Below are 17,760 nucleotides of genomic sequence, written 5' to 3'. Positions count from 1 at the left end.
CGGCGCTATGGATCGGAAAAAGAACTACATCCCGTTCGGCATCAAGCTCTTCGCATCCTATATGCTGCTGACGATCGTGCCGCTGGCGATTCTCGGCTATGTCGCCAACATGGTCCTGTCGGAATCGGTTCGCTCCCAGACGGAGAGCAGCCTGCGCGGCACGCTGCGGCAGATGGAGGACAACATTCAGTACAAGGTCGGAGATACGAAGCGGCTGAGCGACGCGCTGTATTACGACACGACGCTCGCCCGGTCGATCCGTCATGCGGAAGCCGGCTGGGTCAGCTATGAAGCGACCAAAAAAGTGCTGATGCCCAAGTTTTGGGCGACGCTCGACTCGACGAACCGCAAAATGCGGCTCAGCGTCTATTTGAAGAACGAATCGATCTCGGAGGTGTATTATACCGCCGATCCGGGGACGGATATCGTCGCGGTCAAGAACCGCTTTTTCGAGATGCTGCATCTGAGCCGCATCGAGAACGAATCCTGGTATCGCATGTTCCCGGAGGAGAAGTACGGCTCCACGCTCGTCTGGATGCAGGTCGGCGACGACGCCGAGCATGGCCGTATCTCGCTGCTTCGACGGCTCGTCGATACGAGCCAGGCGACCGGCTTGCGGGATGTCGGCATGATTCGCATCAGCGTCTTTCTGAGCGATCTGTTCGAAAGCGTGGATGCGAGCAAGCTGATCCGCGGCAGCGCCTTGCAGATCGAGACGAAGGACAAGCAGATTATGTTCGCCTCTGGGCCGCGAGAAGAAGCTCCAGCCAACTGGAAGGGCATGCCGGTGGATCGTCATCTGATCATTCAGGATCATCTGCCGGATCTGGGCTACAATCTCGTGGCGGCGATCCCGATCGACGTGCTGGAATCGGGCTCCCGAAAAATCACCTGGATTACGATGCTTGTCTGCGTGCTGAGCGCGATCGTCATCGCTGCGGTCGCGCTGACTGTGACGCGAGCGTTCATGAAGCGGATCAACAAGATCATCCATATTCTGCAAGCGTTCAGCCAAGGCAGCTACAGCAAGCGCATCCGCTACCGCGGCCAGGACGAGTTCGCGCAGATCGCGGACTCGCTCAATGCGCTCGGGGCGCGGACCGACAATTTGATCCAGGAGGTCTATCTGACCAACCTGCGCAAGAAGGAGGCGGAGCTCGAGTCGCTGCAGGCGCAGATCAATCCGCATTTTCTATATAATACGCTGTCCTCGATCAGCCGGCTGGCCAAGTTCGGCGAGGTGGAGAAGCAGCATCGGATGATCATGAACCTGGCGAAGTTCTACCGCATGTCGCTCAACGAAGGCAAGACGATCATCCCCGCGGGCAACGAGCTTGAGCAGATCCAGGCGTACCTGGCCATTCAGCAGGTCAAGTACGGCGACCGGGTAAGCGTGGCGTACGAGTGGGACGCGGAGGTGAACCGCTTCATGATGACGAAGCTGCTGCTGCAGCCGTTCGTCGAGAACGCGCTGGAGCATGCGTGGAAGGGCGACCGGATCGAGCTGGCGATCGGCGCCATGCTGCTCCGCGAGGATAGCGGCTTATGTCTCGAATTCTGGGTACGCGACGACGGGATCGGCATGCCTCGGGAGCGGGTGGAGGAGCTGTTCTCCGACCGCCAGCCCGTGCGGCGCGGCTACGGCATCCGCAACGTCCACGAGCGCATCCAGCTGTATTATGGAGCTCCTTACGGCGTGCGCATCGAGAGCGATCCGGCTTGCGGCGGCACTCTCGTCCGCATCCGCATCCCGGCGCGCCGAGGCATGGAAGGGGCGTCCGCCTCGGTGGACGAGCTGCTTGAGGGACAGGCGGGCGGCTGAGCGGACCCGCTCGAACGGTTTTGGCATCCATCCTGGCATGCGCTATACTGGAATCATTCGGGTAGCAGGAGGTCAAGCAGGATGAATCAGGAAACGATGGAGCTATTCCGCACGATTACCGAGATGAGGGCCGTGCCGGGACAGGAGCTGGAGCTGCGCCGGTTCGTGGAGGCTGAGCTCAAGCGGCATACGGACGAGCTCGTCCACGACCGCCTCGGAAGCGTCTTCGGCGTCTTTCGCGGCGACGAGCAGGGGCCGCGCATCATGGTGGCCGGCCATATGGACGAGGTCGGCCTGATGGTGACGGCGATCACCGAGAGCGGCATGCTGAAGTTCGTGACGCTCGGCGGCTGGAACGCCCAGACGATGCTGGCGCAGCGCATGGAGGTCGTCACGGACGACGGGCCGGTCATCGGCGTCATCGGCTCGACGCCGCCGCATCTGCTCGACGATGCCGCGCGCAGCAAGGTCGTCGACATCAAGTCGATGTACCTCGATGTCGGCGCGGACAACCGCGAGGACGCGATGTCCATGGGCATCCGTCCCGGCCAGGCGATCGTGCCGGTATGTCCGTTCACGCCGATGGCCAATCCGAAGAAGATCATGGCCAAGGCCTGGGACAACCGCTATGGCGTCGGGCTGGCGCTGGAGCTGGCTCAGGAGCTCAAGGGCGCCGAGCATCCCAATGTAATCTATACGGGCGCCACCGTCCAGGAGGAGGTCGGCCTGCGCGGAGCGCGGACCGCGGCCAATCTCGTGCAGCCGGACCTGTTCCTGGCGCTTGACGCGAGCCCGGCGGCCGACTCCACCGGCGACCGCACGGCTATGGGGCAGCTCGGCAAAGGCGCGCTGCTGCGCGTCCAGGATCCGGGCATGATCACCCACCGCGGCTTGGTCGAGCTCATCCGGGATACGGCGGAGACGGAGGGCATCCGGTACCAGTACTACTTCTCGCAGGGCGGCACGGATGCCGGGCAGGTGCATCTGTCGGGCATCGGCGTTCCGTCCGCGGTCATAGGCTTGCCGGCCCGCTATATCCATACCGCCGCCGCCATCATGCATGTCGACGACTACGACGCGGCCAAGCAGCTGCTGTTCCGGCTGGTCCGCAAGCTCGACCGAAGCACGTTCGAGACGATTCTGTCCCGGTAAGGGAGAGGCGTCGGGCTAGCGCGAAAGACCCCTGAAGAGGGGTCTTTTTTCATGGAACGGGTCCGCTTTTTGTCCTAAAAGGAGAAGCCCGGCGAGGGACGGACTTCACCTTAATGGGATATGGTGGCAATTATAGAGGGATAATTACAACATCAAGTTAACGTATTGCTTTTATATTGCGTTAAAGCGTTGCATTAAAAAACAACAAAATTATACGAAAAATAATGGCTTTTTGCTTCAATTTGTACTGTGTCCAGCATTCGTTTCAAATCGAAATAAAAGCGTCAGATTTCCTGACATTTTGTTTGAATATCCCGAAAATCGAATACTTATCTCACATTCTCACTCCATTGATAATGGCCTCTAAACCTAACAGCGGTCTAACTGAAAGCGCTGCCCGATGAAAAAAGATTCTATGCATATTTATGCGATTAATAAAATTTTAATTATTTTCAGACATATCTATATTCTAACGTTAAAAAAGGTGCTACAATGAGACCGGAAAAACACAGTTTTGGCTAGAGCCAAGGAGGAATGTGGAGTGGCAGCTTCATCGTTTAAGTGGAAAGCCATGATTGCCAGCTTGTCCGTTATGGGGGTCATCGCCGCAGGCTGCGGCAACAATGACAACGGCACGAACACCGCCGGAAACACAAATACACCGGCGACGAACACCGCGAACGAGGGAGCGGCGTCCCCGGCTCCGACGGCTGAGCCTTCCGGCCCGGTCAAGGGCGGCACGCTGACAATCGGTACCTTCTCCGACATCGTCAACGCGAACCCGATTTACATCGCAGACACGTCTTCCGGCGATGCGGCGTACTTCATGTTCTCCAACCTGCTCGACTATGATGCGGGCGGCAACGTTGTCGCCGAGCCTTGGTCCCTGCTGGAGGCGCTTCCGGAAATTTCGGCAGACGGCCTGACGTACACGCTGAAGCTGAAGGCGAACGCCAAGTGGAGCGACGGCCAGCCGGTGACGGCGGACGACATCGCGTTCACGTTCAACACGATCAAGGATCCGGCCGCGGCATCCCCAGGCATCAGCACGTTCGACAAAGTGGACAAGATTAAAGTGATCGATCCGCAAACGGCGAAAATCACGATGAAGACCGTTTACGCTCCATTCCTGAACTCGCTTGTCACTTCCGTCGTTCCTGCCCATGTTATGAAGGACGTGCCGCTGGCCGAGCTGCAGAAGAGCCCGTACGGTATCGATCCGGCCAAGACCGTGACGAACGGACCTTGGAAATGGACGGAGTGGAATCAGAAGCAATACTTGTCGTTCGAAAAAGACCCGAACTATTGGGCGAAGGACGTCAACGATGTCAACATCGACAAGATCATCTACAAGATCTATGCCGATCAAAACACGAACGTGCAGGCTATTATCAAAGGCGATGTCGACATGGTCGGCGCCGTGCCGGTCACCCAGGTCGAAGCCGTCAAGACAAAAGAGAACCTCAACGTCATTCTCGAGCCGGGTCCTCTGTATGAGTACATGAGCTTCAACTTCAACAAAATGAACTGGGGCGGCAAGGAGTCTCCGTTCACGGGCGAAAAGACGCGTCAGGCGATCGCTTATGCGATCAACCGTCAAGGCGTGCTCGACAACATCCTCAAAGGCACCGGCAAGGCGCTCAACGCTCCGTTCCTGCCAGGCACCTGGGCAGATCCGGGCAGCGATGCCGTGACCTACGACTATAATGTCGAAAAAGCGAAGCAGCTGCTGGCCGAAGACGGCTGGAAAGACAGCAACAACGACGGCACGGTCGACAAGGACGGCTTCGAGTTCAAATTCGAGCTGCAGTACAACTCCGGCAACAGCCGCCGCGAAGCGGTATCCGCTGTTATCCAGCAAAACCTGGCCGACATCGGCATCGGCGTCACGACCAAGGGCATCGACTTCTCGTCCTGGATCGAGCAGAACATCACGCCGGGCAAATATCAAGCCGCGCTGCAGGCATGGTCGCTCAACAGTCCGGATCCGGACAGCGAATCGATCTTCTCGTCCAAGTACTTCCCGCCGAACGGCCAAAACTCCGGCTGGTACAAAAACGAGACGCTGGACAAGCTGTGGATCGAAGGCTACTCCACGACGGATCAGGAGAAGCGCAAAGAGATCTACAAGCAGGTCGCACAGCAGATCTCCACGAACCTGCCTTACGTCTTCCTGTATCAATATGGTACTCCCGCTGTATACAATACGCGCGTGAAGTATGAGGATGCATGGAAGCCTGTACCTGCTCTTGCATACGGAAGCTTCTTCGGCATTAACAAATGGTGGCTGGAAGAAAAGAAATAAAATCTTGTTCGCCTGAGAATCAGCCGATAGAGGGGGAAGGGCAATGTCCTTCCTCCTTTGTCCTTTCTCAGTCGCCGATCCAGCCTTATCCAGCGATGGAAAACGGTTTTGCTCCGCGCATAACCGCTTCTCGCGCAGAATGTCCGGTTATGCCCGGCGCAAAGCCGGCAATCCGTATTCGAGCAATCAGCATACAAGGAGGATAACCTTATGGGCGAGTATTTAATCCGACGGACGCTGCAATCCGTCATCGTGCTCTTTCTCATCACCATTTTCACCTTCGGCCTGATCCATGCAGCGCCGGGCGGCCCGACCCAAATCTTCCTTTCTCCCGGTCTATCGATCGAAGCGGGCCAGATCAAGGCGGAACAGCTCGGCCTTAACGACCCGCTGCCGCAGCAGTATTTTCGCTGGCTCGGAAATATGTTAAGCGGCGATCTCGGAGCGACGTTCAAGAACAACATACCTGTCGCAGATATTTTGTGGCCGACGGTTAAAAATTCCGTTATCTTAATGAGCGCGACCTGGATTTTGACGCTGCTGATTGCCATTCCGTGGGGCATCTATAATAGTACGAGAGAGTACGGTCTGTCCGACCAGACCGCTTCCTTTGTCTCCTATGTCGGCTTCGCGATGCCGACGTTCTGGTTCGGCATCATCTTGCAGAGTTATGTTTCCATAAAGCTGGACTTGCTGCCGCTATCAGACATGTATACGATCGGCAAAGAAGGTAATATTCCTGATCTGTTGATGCATATGGTGCTGCCGGTATCCGTGTTGACGCTTGGTTCCTTGGCAGGTTATTTAAAGTACTCCCGCTCCAGCATGCTGGAGGTGCTGCAGCAGGACTATATCCGCACTGCCCGTGCCAAAGGCGTAAGAGAGAATAAAGTGGTTTTCCGCCATGCGCTGCGCAACGCGATGATTCCGCTCATTACGCTTGTGGGCCTCGACTTGCCGATGCTGGTCGGAGGCGCCGCCTTGACGGAAGCGGTATTCAACTGGCCGGGCATGGGGCGGCTTTTCGTAGATATGGCGAATGCACGTGAATATTCCGTCCTGATGGCCATCACTTTGCTTGGTGCGGTATTCGTCGTCATCGGCAACCTCATTGCGGATATTCTGTATGCAGCTGTAGATCCGCGCGTCCAGCTGAACAAAGGAGGGAAGGCCGCATGAGCGCCCAATTGCAGTCTGCATCCAGTACAGAAGCTCCAGCCAGCCCCACTCCGCTGTCTGACAAGCCGCTCGGGCCTTGGCGGATGGCTTGGAACAAGTTCAAGCGTAATCCGTTCGCGATGAGCGGGCTTGTCGTTCTGCTGCTGTTTATTGTGGGAGCCGTCGCTGCTCCTTGGATCGCTCCGTATGATCCAGCTCGGCAAGACCTGCTGAGCGCCAATCTGCGGCCGTTCACAGGCGACCATGTGCTCGGCACGGACGAGCTGGGGCGCGATATCTTCTCGCGGATCATCTTCAGCGGACGCATCTCGCTGGCAATCGGCTTTGCTGTAGCAGCTGTAGCGGTTACGATCGGTTCTCTTATCGGTGCGATATCCGGCTACTTCGGCGGTTGGACCGACATCATTTTCATGCGTATCGTCGACGTCATGTACTCCGTGCCGACGCTGTTCCTGAACATCCTGATCGGAGCCATCTTCGGCACGAACTTCATGCTGATGATCATGATCCTGTCGTTCACGAGCTGGATGGGCGTGGCGCGGCTCGTCCGCGGCAACTTCCTGCAGCTGCGCGAGATGCAGTACGTCGAGGCCGCCAAGTCTATGGGCGTCAGCAGCTGGGGCATCATTTTCCGCCATTTGCTTCGCAACTCGACGTTCCCGATCATTGTAAATGCGACGCTCATGGTCGGCGGCGCGATCCTGGCTGAATCCGCACTCTCCTATCTTGGGCTGGGTATTCAATCCCCGGCTACCAGCTGGGGGCTGATGCTTAGCAACGCTCAGGAATTCATGCTGCTTGACCCGCTTCAGGGCGTGTATCCCGGCGTCTGCATTCTAGTCGTCGTACTAGCCGTGAACTTCATCGGCGACGGCATCCGAGACGCGATGGACCCTCGTCAAAAAGCACAACTTTCTCCAAGGAGGCTGGACCAATGGCGCGCAAAATTCTCGAAGTCAACGAAATGAGTGCCGGCTTCCTCGTGAACAAGGAGATCGTGAAAGCGACCGACCGCATCTCCTTCAACGTGGAAGAGGGAAAGACGCTGTGCATCGTCGGCGAGAGCGGGAGCGGCAAGAGCGTCACTTCCCTCGCCATCATGCGCTTGATTGATTACGCCGGAGGAGCGATCCTCGAGGGCGACATCTCCTTCAACGGCGAATCGCTGTCGGCGAAGGAGCAGGAGGAGATGCGCCGCATTCGCGGCAATCAGATCGCGATGATCTTCCAGGATCCGATGAGCGCGCTCAATCCGGTGTTCACGGTCGGCGACCAGATCGCCGAAAGCCTGCGCCTCCACCAGAACAAATCCGACAAGGACGCGATGAAGGAAGCGGTGGAGCTGCTGCGCCAGGTCGGAATTCCGTCTCCGGAAGTCCGCGCGAAGCAGTATCCGCATGAGCTGTCGGGCGGCATGTGCCAGCGCGTCGTCATCGCGATCGCGCTGGCGTGCCGGCCGCAGCTGCTAATCGCCGACGAACCGACGACCGCGCTCGACGTGACGGTGCAGGCGCAGATTCTGGACCTGCTTCAGAACCTGCAGCGGGAAACCGGCATGGCGATCATCCTCATCACCCATGACATGGGCGTCGCGGCGGAAGTCGCCGACCGGATCGTCGTCATGTATGCCGGCGGCATCATGGAAGAGGGCTCGGTCGAGGAGATCTTCTCCAAGCCCAGCCATCCGTACACCGTCGGCCTGCTGAAGTCGATTCCCGGCTTCGAGGCCAACGACGGCAACGACCTGTACACGATCAAAGGCACGATTCCGCGCATCAACCAGCTGCCGACCGGCTGCCGCTTCCATCCCCGCTGCGAGCATGCGATGGATGTCTGCCGCAAGCAGGAGCCGGGCTTCTTCCAGCTCGGACAGGACCATAAAGCCGCTTGCTGGCTGTTCGAGGAGCATGCCGCCGAGTCGAAGGTCTCGCCGGCACGGGCAGCGATCGAGCACGGGGAGGTAAGGGTATGAGCAAGCAGCTCTCGAACGAGACGCTCATCGAGGTCAAGCACATCAAGAAATACTTCCCGATCAAAAAAGGGCTGCTCAGCCGCGTCGTCGGCCAAGTAAAGGCGGTCGACGATATTTCCCTGGAAATCAAGAAGGGAGAGACGTTCGGCCTCGTCGGCGAGTCCGGCTGCGGCAAATCGACGCTCGGCCGCGTCATCCTGCGCCTGCAGAGCGCGACAGACGGCGAAGTCATCTACAACGGCCAGAACATCCACGCCCTCGGCAGCTCGAAGCTGCGCGACCTTCGCCAGGATCTGCAGATCATCTTCCAGGATCCGTTCGGCTCCTTGAACCCGCGCTTCCTCGTCAGCGACATCATCGGCGAGCCGCTCAAGGTGCATACGAACATGACGGCCGCGCAGATCGACGCCCGCGTCGTCGAGCTGATGGAGCTGGTCGGTCTTGACGCCTCCCGCCGCAATCGCTATCCGCATGAGTTTTCGGGCGGCCAGCGCCAGCGCGTCGGCATCGCGCGCTCGATCGCGCTCAATCCGAAGTTCATCGTCGCGGACGAGGCGGTAAGCGCCCTGGACGTTTCGGTCCAGTCCCAAGTGCTCAATCTGCTGGCCCGACTGCAAAAGGAGCTGGGCCTGACGTTCCTGTTCATCGCCCACGGCCTGAACGTTGTCCGCCACATTTCCGACCGGGTCGGCGTCATGTATTTGGGCAAGCTGGCGGAGGTCGGACCGACGGAGGAGCTGTACAACAAGCCGCTGCATCCGTATACGGCGGCGCTGCTTTCCTCGATTCCGCGTCCAAATCCGGCGCTCAAGCGCGAGCGCATCATCCTTAAGGGCGACGTGCCTTCTCCGGCCAATCCCCCGAGCGGCTGCCGCTTCCATCCACGCTGCCCGATGGCGCAGGATCGCTGCAAGGCGGAGGAGCCGCTGCTCGCCGAAGCGCTGCCGGGCCGTCAGGTCGCCTGCCACTTCCCGCTCGTCGAGGACGGCTCGCTGGAGCGGCTGGCTGCAAAAACGCTCGGCTGAGCCGAACGAACGACAAGCTGTTCCGCTATGCCGGCTGCGCTGGCAAGGGCGGAACAGCTTTTTTTGACGGGAGCTGCGCTGGAGCCGCTGCGATGGGGACGAGTCCGGCCAATCCCCTCGAATAAGCGCCCCGCTCCGACATAAAATGGGACTAAGGAGCCTAAGGTCAGTCATCGGGGAGGGAACGCGAGTGGGAACCGATTCGGGCATCGATTCGATCTTTACGACGGCGGGAACGAGCTTGACGATTCTGATCGCGGTCATCGCGGTCATCATCGGCGCAGGGCTCATCCGTTCGTATGCGAGCTGGAGCCGCAACAGCGCGCAGCCGCTGCTCTCGGTCAAGGCGGCGGTCGTCAGCAAGCGCTCGCGCGTGCGAAGCCAGCAGCCGTACGAGGAAGGGCAGCCGCAGCAGACGAAGACCGATTATTACGCGACGTTCGAGGTGGAAAGCGGAGACCGGATGGAGTTCGCGATCAGCGGACGCGATTACGGCCAGCTGGCCGAAGGCGATATCGGCAAGCTGTCGTTTCGCGGCAGCCGCTTCCAGGGCTTCGAACGCGACAACAACCGCGTCATTCAGTTCGGCTGAAGGCAAGCGGAGCTTGCGCGGCGATTCCGCCGAATATCGTCTTGACCCGGAGGCCGAGCACGGCGCCCGCACCGGATAGAGCCGGATTTCCTCTTGAGGAAATCCGGCATTTTGGCGTGGTTTTCTTTTTCAGGCGAATCCGGAGTTGACTCTCCTGCAAAAGGAGGGTGTACAGCAAGGCAAGGAAAGGAGGAGGGCGCATGCTTGGGGGGGAGCGAAATGGCGGAGGAGAGCGGCGTGACGGTCGACGTATTGAAGATCAGTCGACATGGGAGCTTGCTGGCGTATGGACAAGCTTCTGTCAGAACAGCAGCTGCAGGAATTCGTCCAGCTCGACCGGGCCAAGATAAGGGACGAGATCGACGCCGGCGAGCGCTTCGCGTACCGCTTCGGGCTCATAGCGGATGCCGGACAGCAGCTCCTCCAGCTCGGCGACCTCGGCGATGCCGAAAAAGTCGCCGTAGATCGAGGCTTGCTCGATGCGGCCCGAGGCTACGTTGAGCCGGACGTCGTACGTGCCGGCGGACAGGCGCTTGACTTGCCGCATGTTGAACGCCGGCGAGCGGCCGTAATTCCAGTCCCAGCTGCGATACCGCTCGTCCGCGAGCTTGCGGACGCCTTCCCAGTCGGCTGCGGAGAGCTCGTACGTCTCCGGCGTACGGCCCTCGTACAGCGCCGAGAGCAGGCGGGAGCGGAATTGCTCGACCGACATCGGTTCCTGCAGGAACTCGGAGATGTTGGCGACGCGGCTGCGGACCGATTTGGTCGACTTGGACTTGAACTTCTCCGGATTGACCTTGAGCGCGGAGGCGACATGGGAAATGTCGGATTGGAACAGCAGCGTGCCGTGCGTATACATGCGGCCGCGCGTTGCGAACTGCGCGTTGCCGGATATTTTGCGCTCGCCGACCTGGATGTCGTTGCGTCCGCTCAGCTCGGCCTCGACGCCCATCGAGCGCAGCGCCTCGATGACTGGAGCGGTAAACTTGCGGTAGTTGCGGAACGACTCGCCGTCGTCCTTGGTGATGAAGCTGTAGTTGAGATTGCCGTGATCGTGGTAGACGGCGCCTCCGCCGGAAAGACGGCGCACGACATGGATGCCCTGCTCCTTGACGTACTCCTCGTTGATTTCCTCGAGCGTGTTCTGGTTTTTGCCGATGATGATGGACGGCTCGTTGATGTAGAACAGGAGGTAGTCGTTGTCGGCGGGAAGATGGCGCAGGATGTATTCCTCCAAGGCGAGGTTGAGGGACGGATCGTGCATGTCCCGATTCGAGACGAACAGCATGGCGGCTTCTCCTCCATTGGATAGGATGCTTGCGATGAGAACAATGTACCATATCGGGCAAGCGATTCCCAATTCGGGCAGCAGCAGAAAAAGCCCCGCTCCACGTCATGCGGAGCGGGGCAGGCCTGAGCCATCCGATCAATAAAGCGAGATCGTCAGCGTATCCTTTTCGTTGTACGTATGAAGCGTCGCTTCGCTGCCGGTAATTTCCACGCTGATCAGCGAACGGAGGCTGTTCTTCAGCGAATTCTTGCCGGTAAACAGCTTGCGGTTCATGACCTCGCCCAGTTTATCCAGCGCTTTTTTATTGTTTTGTTCCGTTACATAAACGGGAATTTTTTTGTTTTGAAAGGAAATGAGCGTTCTCATCGCTTTTCACTCCAATTCTTTTCGAGTTGGTCCTGCTTTTATCGGTCTTTCCTCGTCGTTCTTGGTTGTTCTTATTGTAACCAAGCAAGATTAAGAGATTCTTAAAAAAGCGTTATGAAATGGTTACAAAGGCATTGACATGGACGTTTGCAAGCATAAATAGCATGCAATTCGTCTCTTTCATAAAGTAAGTATAATCAAACTTGACAACAGTTGCAACCTCTGATACAAATTTCTTCCCTACAAGGTTTTCTGGATCGAATCCGTCATTCCTGCTTGCGTACGCAAGAGATCAGGAATTTCTTTTGGGCAGCTGGATTCGGGACTGCTCCAGGCGCCCGTACGTCATCGAATCGCTGTAAATGCCATGCACGCCGATCGCCGCCAGATCGCGGATGATCGTCTCGTCGTTGACGGTATGCGCATAGACCGGCACGCGCATGGAAGCGAGCTTGGCGATGAACGGAGCGGACTTCAGGGCGCGGTCCTGCGCCATCGTGATAGCGTCCACCTTCGGTTCCGCGAGGACGAAGTCGAGCACCTGACGCTCGCTGTCCTGCGATTGGTACAACGTATATATATAGGAAGGAAAAGCATGGATGCTTTCCACCCAGCGAAGCATGTCCCGGCTGTAAAGCTGCGGAATGACGCGCTCCAGCACGCCCTCCTTGCCGCTTGCGGCGCGCATCATCGCCTCGAACTGCTGCCGCACTTCTTCCTCGCTCGTTCCTTTCGTATCGGTGACGATCCATAGATCGGGATGGTTTTGCAGCAGCTCGACGATCTGCTCAAAGCTCATCGCGTGGTATCGGCCGTAGATCGGCAAGGAGAGCAAGGGCTCCAGCGGAGCCGGGCGGTCCATCTGCTCGCGGGGGATGACCTGCTTGAAGCGGTCGTACAAATAGTTGCCCCAATCGTGGCGGCTGAGCAAAAAGCCGTCTGTCGTCAGCTGCAGATCGACCTCGAAAACGCGATAGCCGCGTGCATAATTTTGCTCGAAGGCTTCGCGCGAATTTGTAAAGAACAGCTGATCCACCGACCCCATCGCATGAGCGACCAAGGACTGGCTCGTCCAGGCCGGCGGCGGCTCCCGCCAATCCAGCAGGGCGGGCCGGCTGCCGGACAGCAGGGGCAGAGCGGCTGCGGCGAGCGCGATTCCAATCGCAGCCCGCTTTAATCGTTCGAACATGATTTCTCTTTCCTCGCTCTCTCGGAATGCAATCCTATCTATTATATAATCCGAAGCCTTGATTTTCGATCTTTTTCCAGCATTCGGAAGGCGCTTGACGCAAGCCCTTGCGTTGGCTTACGGTTAAAGGCGGAACGTCACTCGGAGTCGGGAAGGAAAGAATGATGGGAACTCTAGTCAAATACGGGCTGACCGGCGTCATGAACACGCTGGTCGATTACGGCGTATTCGCTTTGCTGCATGCGCTGCTCGGCGTCAATTACCTGATCGCCCAGACGGCAAGCTTCGCATGCGGGACAATCAACAGTTATGTGGTGAACCGCAGCTGGACCTTTGGTCGCAGAGGCCGGGCCCAAAAAGCCGAAATGCTTAAATTCCTTGCCGTAAACGGTCTAATGTTCGGATTATCGACCTCCATTTTAGTGCTTTGCGAGGAATGGCTCGGCTGGAATGCGCTGATCGGCAAAGCGATTTCGATCATTGCCGCTACTGGAATCGGATTCATCCTGAATCGGCTGTGGGTATTTCGAGAATCGGGGCCAGCGGACGAGGCGACCAAAGTCGCGAGCCTTGTCGAATCGGAGCCGGGAAAGAGCTGATCCGGGAAAATCGACGGGGAAGCTGATTCGCAAGTCCTTGTCCTGCCGCCGGCCCGGCAAGGCCATGTCAGCTGATCCGTCACCGTCAAAGACCGAAAAAGCCGCTCTGCGAGCGAGATTTTCGGTCTTTTTCACGTTGACCGGATCATGAGTCCGAAGTCATTGGCGCTGGCGAAGCGAACGTTTTCTAGGAATAGGAAAGGGAGCGCATACATGGCAGTGGAAGCGGAAACAAATCTGAATATTCATGCGGGGCTTCCAGCCGGAAGTAGGAGAGGAGGCGTGAAAACCGGGCATGAAAATGAACAGGAAAGACTAATCCGAAACATGCCTTTCTTCCCTCAACCAGTTGCTACTATTTGTGTCATAATCGTTACGAACAAGCTATCCCCTGTCGGATGCTTGTCCGTAAAGCGAAGCGGTTTCTGACGGCTGTTGTCTGATCCATGCGAAGTCTGATGATTCGGGGAGGAACCGATATGGCGCTTCAAAAGCAGGCGGAAGAGGGATCGCTGACTGCGAAGCGGGAGAGGCTGCGCGCTTTTTTCGATCGCCTGGCGCTGGACGAGACGCTGGGGGCGAACGGACCGAGAGCCTCCGTCCGGGCGGACCGTGCGCTCGCTTCGGCCGGCGCGGGCTCGCCTGCGGATGCGGCCGGGCTGCTGACCGGACTGTTGCGGGAACGCGGCATCGCCGATTGCGTCGAGCAGCTGGTGGAGCATGTGCTGCGCGGAGGCAGCGTCGAGGCGTTCCTTCAGAGAGCGGACGATAAGCGAAGATAGAGCAGACAAAGGAGAAGGATCCGATGGATGCTATTTTTTTTCCTTGAAAGTTCTCGTTTCGAATAATTAAAACTATTTAATAACTCGTTTAGAATTCTCATTTGGAGGGGACATCTTGGAACTCAACCACTACCTGTTCATTATCCGCAAGCGCCTCTGGATGATCGCGGCCATCGTCGTCATCAGCGGCTCGCTCGCGGCGACCTACTCTTACTGGTATGCGAAGCCGCAGTACGAAGCCTCGGCCAAGCTGCTCGTCGGCCAGGTAAAGGATGGCGGAGGGCTGATGTCCAGTCTGGATCTGAATCTCATCAACAGCAATATCCAGCTCATCAAAACCTACAAGGAAATCATCAAGACGCCGCGCATCATGCAAATCGTCGCCGAGGAATATCCTCAGCTGCATCAGACGGCCGGCGAGCTCGCCGGCAAGGTGACCGTCAGCTCGGTCAACGACACGCAGGTCATGTCGGTCACGGCCAGGGACGGCAGCTATGAGAGCGCGGCGCGGATCGTGAACGCCGTCTCCGTCGTGTTCTCCAACGAGATTCCGAAGCTGCTGCAGGTCGACAACGTCTCGATCCTCAATCAGGCGGATCCGCAGGCGGTGGCCGCCCCGGTCGCCCCGAACGCGAAGCTCAACATCGCGATGGCGCTGGCGCTCTCGCTGCTCGCGGCGCTGGGCCTGGCGTTCCTGCTGGAGTATCTGGACGATACGATCAAGACCGAGGAGGATGTCGCGGAGGTGCTCGGGCTTCCGGTGCTGACCGTCATTCCGAAATTCAAGGACAGCGAGGCGCTGCCGCCAGCCGGCACGCATCGGGACAAGAAACCGTTGCCGGCCGCGGGCCGAGTAGGGAGGAAAAGCAATGTCACGCTCGACGCGTAGCTGGAGCCTGATCGCCCAGAACAATCCGAAATCGCCGATCTCCGAGTCGTACCGCATGCTGCGGACGGGGGTCGAATATGCCGGCGTCGACGAGCCGGTCGACCTGCTCATGGTCACTTCCTGCCGAGCCGGAGAAGGAAAAAGCACGACATCGGCCAATGTGGCGGTGACATTCGCGCAGACCGGACAGAAGGTGCTGCTCATCGACGCGGACATGCGCAAGCCGTCGCAGCATCATATCTTCGGACTGTCGAACCGCGCGGGACTGACCTCCGTGCTGCAGGGAAGATGCAGCCTCGCCCAAGGCATCCAGGAAACGTCGGTGGAAGGACTCGACGTGCTGACCGCCGGCCAGACGCCGCCCAATCCGTCGGAGATGCTCGGCTCCAAGGCGATGACGTCGCTGCTGGAGCTGGCCAAGGGCAGCTACGACCGGGTCGTCATCGATACGCCGCCGATCATGGCGGTGACCGACGCGCAGATCGTCGCCGGCAAATGCGACGGCGTGCTGCTCGTCATCGACTCCGGCAAGGTGAAGAGCGATATCGCCCGCAAGGCGAAGGCGGTGCTGGAGCAGGCCGGCTCGCGGCTGCTCGGCGTCGTGCTCAACAACGTGGACCGCTCGAGCGGTAGCGGCTATTACTATTACTACTACGGCGGGGAAGAGCAGCAGGGCTGAAGCCGAGGCTGTCCGCGGACAGACCGGCCCGGACCGGAGCAGGGCGGGCCGAGCGTCAACCACCAATTCGATCCAAAGAAGGGATGAGGGGCATGCAAAAAGTAAGGAAAGCGATTATCCCTGCCGCAGGGCTCGGAACGAGGTTCCTGCCCGCGACGAAGGCGATGCCGAAGGAAATGCTGCCGATCGTCGACAAGCCGACCATCCAGTACATCGTGGAGGAAGCGATCGAATCCGGCATCGAGGACATCATCGTCGTCACCGGCAAGGGCAAGCGGGCGATCGAGGATCATTTCGACATCGCCTTCGAGCTCGAGCATACGCTGGCGGAGAAGGGCAAGCTCGACATCCTCGAAAAGGTGCGCCGCTCCTCCAACGTCGAGATCCACTACATCCGCCAGAAGGAAGCGAAGGGGCTCGGCCATGCCGTCTGGTGCGCCCGCAACTTCATCGGCGACGAGCCGTTCGCGGTGCTGCTCGGCGACGACATCGTGCAGTCGGACATCCCGTGCACGAAGCAGCTCATCGAGCAGTACGAGCGCTCCGGCAAGTCGGTCATCGGCGTGCAGACGGTCGGCGTCGACCAGACGCATCGCTACGGCATCGTCGATCCGATCGGCCATATCGAAGTGCCGCAGAGCCGGCTGCACGGCGTCAGCCGCTTCGTCGAGAAGCCCGCTCCGGGCGAGGCGCCGTCGAATCTGGCGATCATGGGCCGGTACGTGCTGACGCCGGAGATCTTCGACTTTCTCGGGAGGCAGGAGGTCGGCGCAGGCGGAGAAATCCAGCTGACCGACGCGATCCAGCGGCTCAACGAGAGCCAGGGCGTATTTGCCTACGACTTCGAAGGCATCCGCTATGACGTGGGGGAAAAGCTCGGCTTCATCCTGACGTCGCTGGAGTTCGCGATACGCAACCCTGAGCTGCGCCATCCGCTGCTGTCGGAGATGAGCGAGATGCTCGAGCGCGAGCTCGGCCGGGGCCTGATGGCGGCGCGGGGCGAGTAGCATGAAGGTGACTGTTGCGATCTGCACGCACAACCGTGCAAAAGACACGCGAGAGGCGGTGGAAAGCGTGCTCGCCCAGCAGGTCGACGAGTCGCAGTACGAGGTGCTCGTCATCGACAACCGCTCGACCGACGGCACGGCGGATGCGATCCGCGGCATCCAGGAACGACCCGGCGTCGGCCCGGAGCGGGTGCGCTGCATCCGTGAGGACAAGCTCGGCCTGTCGGCCGCGCGCAATCGGGCGATCCGCGAGGCGAGGGGCGAGTACATCCTGTTCCTCGACGACGACGCGGTGGCGAGGCCGGGCTGGATGGGCGCGATCGTCGACGTGTTCGAGCGGGACCCGGCGATCGGCTGCGTCGGCGGACGCATCGACCCGGTGTGGGAGGGCGGAGAGCCGGACTGGCTGCCGGAGGCGTTCAAGACGCTCTACACGGTGCTGGACTTCGCGCCGCGCGTCGTCGAAATGGAGGCGCCGCGCATCCCGTTCGGAGCGAACGTCGCGTTTCGGGCCGCGCTGTTCCGGGAGCATGAGCCGTTCCGCGAGGATCTCGGCCGCGTCGGCAGCAGCCTGCTGTCCAACGAGGAAAGCGAGCTGATCGGCCGCATCCGCCGGAGCAGCACCGTCTACTACACGCCGCATGCGGCCGTCGACCATAAAATCGACCGCAGCCGCATTAGCCGCAAGTGGTTCCTGCGCCGGGTGTACTGGCAAGGCATCAGCGACGCCGCGCGCGGAGGCCGGGGAGCGGCCTACATGCTAAAGCAGGCGCTCAAGATCGGCCCGTCGGCGCTGCTGCTGCTGCTCTCGCTGCCGAATCCGCAGAAGCAGATGGTGCAGCTGCGGCGCATCCAGTACAGCAACGGCTATATTGCCGGGAGGCTCGGCTGGTTCAAGTAAGGAGCGGACG

General features: G+C 59.2%; 17 protein-coding genes. 14 read left to right on the top strand and 3 right to left on the bottom strand.

Annotated elements, in window-relative coordinates:
* Positions 1-7 precede the first annotated feature (7 nt).
* From B8V81_RS07635 to B8V81_RS07600, 8 genes are all read left to right on the top strand, one after another.
* On the top strand, positions 8-1,822 hold the full coding sequence (locus B8V81_RS07635; protein WP_240479070.1) for a sensor histidine kinase: 1,815 nt from the start codon (positions 8-10) through the stop codon (positions 1,820-1,822).
* Positions 1,823-1,903: 81 nt separating this feature from the next.
* Complete coding sequence (locus B8V81_RS07630) at positions 1,904-2,974, top strand: M42 family metallopeptidase (protein WP_028600470.1); 1,071 nt, start codon at positions 1,904-1,906, stop codon at positions 2,972-2,974.
* A 541-nt stretch (positions 2,975-3,515) separates the two neighbouring features.
* A complete protein-coding gene (locus B8V81_RS07625) occupies positions 3,516-5,279 on the top strand; it encodes an ABC transporter substrate-binding protein (protein WP_342352562.1) in 1,764 nt (587 codons plus the stop codon).
* Positions 5,280-5,489: 210 nt separating this feature from the next.
* The gene (locus B8V81_RS07620) at positions 5,490-6,458 is read left to right on the top strand and encodes an ABC transporter permease (protein ID WP_101808074.1); all 969 of its coding nucleotides are present in this window, start codon (positions 5,490-5,492) and stop codon (positions 6,456-6,458) included.
* Entirely contained in the window at positions 6,455-7,426 is a 972-nt protein-coding gene (locus tag B8V81_RS07615; protein WP_101808073.1) for an ABC transporter permease, read from the top strand. The genes B8V81_RS07620 and B8V81_RS07615 overlap by 4 nt, the downstream gene beginning before the upstream one ends.
* Positions 7,393-8,430 carry an ABC transporter ATP-binding protein gene (locus tag B8V81_RS07610; RefSeq protein ID WP_101808072.1) on the top strand — a complete coding sequence of 346 codons (1,038 nt, stop codon included), beginning with the start codon at positions 7,393-7,395 and terminating at the stop codon, positions 8,428-8,430. Before B8V81_RS07615 ends, B8V81_RS07610 begins: the two co-directional genes overlap by 34 nt.
* The gene (locus B8V81_RS07605) at positions 8,427-9,455 is read left to right on the top strand and encodes an ABC transporter ATP-binding protein (protein ID WP_101808071.1); all 1,029 of its coding nucleotides are present in this window, start codon (positions 8,427-8,429) and stop codon (positions 9,453-9,455) included. Before B8V81_RS07610 ends, B8V81_RS07605 begins: the two co-directional genes overlap by 4 nt.
* A 190-nt stretch (positions 9,456-9,645) precedes the next feature.
* Positions 9,646-10,047: a DUF2500 domain-containing protein gene (locus B8V81_RS07600; protein ID WP_180968393.1), complete on the top strand. Its 402-nt coding sequence runs from the start codon at positions 9,646-9,648 to the stop codon at positions 10,045-10,047.
* Positions 10,048-10,348: 301 nt separating this feature from the next.
* Here B8V81_RS07600 and lplA read toward each other — a convergent pair whose 3' ends face one another.
* From lplA to B8V81_RS07585, 3 genes are all read right to left on the bottom strand, one after another.
* A complete protein-coding gene (lplA, locus tag B8V81_RS07595; protein WP_101808069.1) occupies positions 10,349-11,335 on the bottom strand; it encodes a lipoate--protein ligase in 987 nt (328 codons plus the stop codon).
* A 138-nt stretch (positions 11,336-11,473) separates the two neighbouring features.
* The gene (locus B8V81_RS07590; RefSeq protein ID WP_028600476.1) at positions 11,474-11,704 is read right to left on the bottom strand and encodes a hypothetical protein; all 231 of its coding nucleotides are present in this window, start codon (positions 11,702-11,704) and stop codon (positions 11,474-11,476) included.
* A 292-nt stretch (positions 11,705-11,996) separates the two neighbouring features.
* Positions 11,997-12,893 carry a phosphatidylinositol-specific phospholipase C/glycerophosphodiester phosphodiesterase family protein gene (locus tag B8V81_RS07585; protein ID WP_052333601.1) on the bottom strand — a complete coding sequence of 299 codons (897 nt, stop codon included), beginning with the start codon at positions 12,891-12,893 and terminating at the stop codon, positions 11,997-11,999.
* 161 nt (positions 12,894-13,054) lie between these two features.
* On the opposite strand from B8V81_RS07585, the gene B8V81_RS07580 reads away from it, so the two are divergent.
* The 6 genes from B8V81_RS07580 to B8V81_RS07555 all read left to right on the top strand — a co-directional run bounded on the left by B8V81_RS07580 (position 13,055) and on the right by B8V81_RS07555 (position 17,750).
* Positions 13,055-13,492 carry a GtrA family protein gene (locus B8V81_RS07580; RefSeq protein WP_101808068.1) on the top strand — a complete coding sequence of 146 codons (438 nt, stop codon included), beginning with the start codon at positions 13,055-13,057 and terminating at the stop codon, positions 13,490-13,492.
* Between the two features lie 479 nt (positions 13,493-13,971).
* On the top strand, positions 13,972-14,274 hold the full coding sequence (locus B8V81_RS07575) for a hypothetical protein (RefSeq protein ID WP_101808067.1): 303 nt from the start codon (positions 13,972-13,974) through the stop codon (positions 14,272-14,274).
* Positions 14,275-14,389: 115 nt separating this feature from the next.
* On the top strand, positions 14,390-15,163 hold the full coding sequence (locus B8V81_RS07570) for a YveK family protein (protein WP_043111925.1): 774 nt from the start codon (positions 14,390-14,392) through the stop codon (positions 15,161-15,163).
* Entirely contained in the window at positions 15,144-15,842 is a 699-nt protein-coding gene (locus tag B8V81_RS07565) for a CpsD/CapB family tyrosine-protein kinase (RefSeq protein WP_028600479.1), read from the top strand. Before B8V81_RS07570 ends, B8V81_RS07565 begins: the two co-directional genes overlap by 20 nt.
* Before the next feature lie 92 nt (positions 15,843-15,934).
* Complete coding sequence (gene galU, locus B8V81_RS07560; RefSeq protein WP_043111928.1) at positions 15,935-16,849, top strand: UTP--glucose-1-phosphate uridylyltransferase GalU; 915 nt, start codon at positions 15,935-15,937, stop codon at positions 16,847-16,849.
* A gap of 1 nt (position 16,850) precedes the next feature.
* A complete protein-coding gene (locus B8V81_RS07555) occupies positions 16,851-17,750 on the top strand; it encodes a glycosyltransferase (protein WP_028600480.1) in 900 nt (299 codons plus the stop codon).
* Positions 17,751-17,760: the final 10 nt, after the last annotated feature.

The sequence above is a fragment of the Paenibacillus pasadenensis genome (genome assembly GCF_002864175.1).
In the GTDB taxonomy this organism is placed as follows: Bacteria; Bacillota; Bacilli; order Paenibacillales; family Paenibacillaceae; genus Paenibacillus_O; species Paenibacillus_O pasadenensis.
This window is presented reverse-complemented; position numbering and strand designations above follow the sequence as displayed.

What these genes read in the sequence shown, in the direction of transcription:
- lplA (WP_101808069.1), bottom strand. Translation starts at nt 11,335, where the DNA reads ATGCTGTTCGTCTCGAATCGGGACATGCACGATCCGTCCCTCAACCTC.
- B8V81_RS07630 (WP_028600470.1), top strand. Translation starts at nt 1,904, where the DNA reads ATGAATCAGGAAACGATGGAGCTATTCCGCACGATTACCGAGATGAGG.
- B8V81_RS07590 (WP_028600476.1), bottom strand. Translation starts at nt 11,704, where the DNA reads ATGAGAACGCTCATTTCCTTTCAAAACAAAAAAATTCCCGTTTATGTA.
- B8V81_RS07585 (WP_052333601.1), bottom strand. Translation starts at nt 12,893, where the DNA reads ATGTTCGAACGATTAAAGCGGGCTGCGATTGGAATCGCGCTCGCCGCA.
- B8V81_RS07635 (WP_240479070.1), top strand. Translation starts at nt 8, where the DNA reads ATGGATCGGAAAAAGAACTACATCCCGTTCGGCATCAAGCTCTTCGCA.
- galU (WP_043111928.1), top strand. Translation starts at nt 15,935, where the DNA reads ATGCAAAAAGTAAGGAAAGCGATTATCCCTGCCGCAGGGCTCGGAACG.
- B8V81_RS07615 (WP_101808073.1), top strand. Translation starts at nt 6,455, where the DNA reads ATGAGCGCCCAATTGCAGTCTGCATCCAGTACAGAAGCTCCAGCCAGC.
- B8V81_RS07605 (WP_101808071.1), top strand. Translation starts at nt 8,427, where the DNA reads ATGAGCAAGCAGCTCTCGAACGAGACGCTCATCGAGGTCAAGCACATC.
- B8V81_RS07610 (WP_101808072.1), top strand. Translation starts at nt 7,393, where the DNA reads ATGGCGCGCAAAATTCTCGAAGTCAACGAAATGAGTGCCGGCTTCCTC.
- B8V81_RS07620 (WP_101808074.1), top strand. Translation starts at nt 5,490, where the DNA reads ATGGGCGAGTATTTAATCCGACGGACGCTGCAATCCGTCATCGTGCTC.
- B8V81_RS07555 (WP_028600480.1), top strand. Translation starts at nt 16,851, where the DNA reads ATGAAGGTGACTGTTGCGATCTGCACGCACAACCGTGCAAAAGACACG.
- B8V81_RS07575 (WP_101808067.1), top strand. Translation starts at nt 13,972, where the DNA reads ATGGCGCTTCAAAAGCAGGCGGAAGAGGGATCGCTGACTGCGAAGCGG.
- B8V81_RS07580 (WP_101808068.1), top strand. Translation starts at nt 13,055, where the DNA reads ATGATGGGAACTCTAGTCAAATACGGGCTGACCGGCGTCATGAACACG.
- B8V81_RS07565 (WP_028600479.1), top strand. Translation starts at nt 15,144, where the DNA reads ATGTCACGCTCGACGCGTAGCTGGAGCCTGATCGCCCAGAACAATCCG.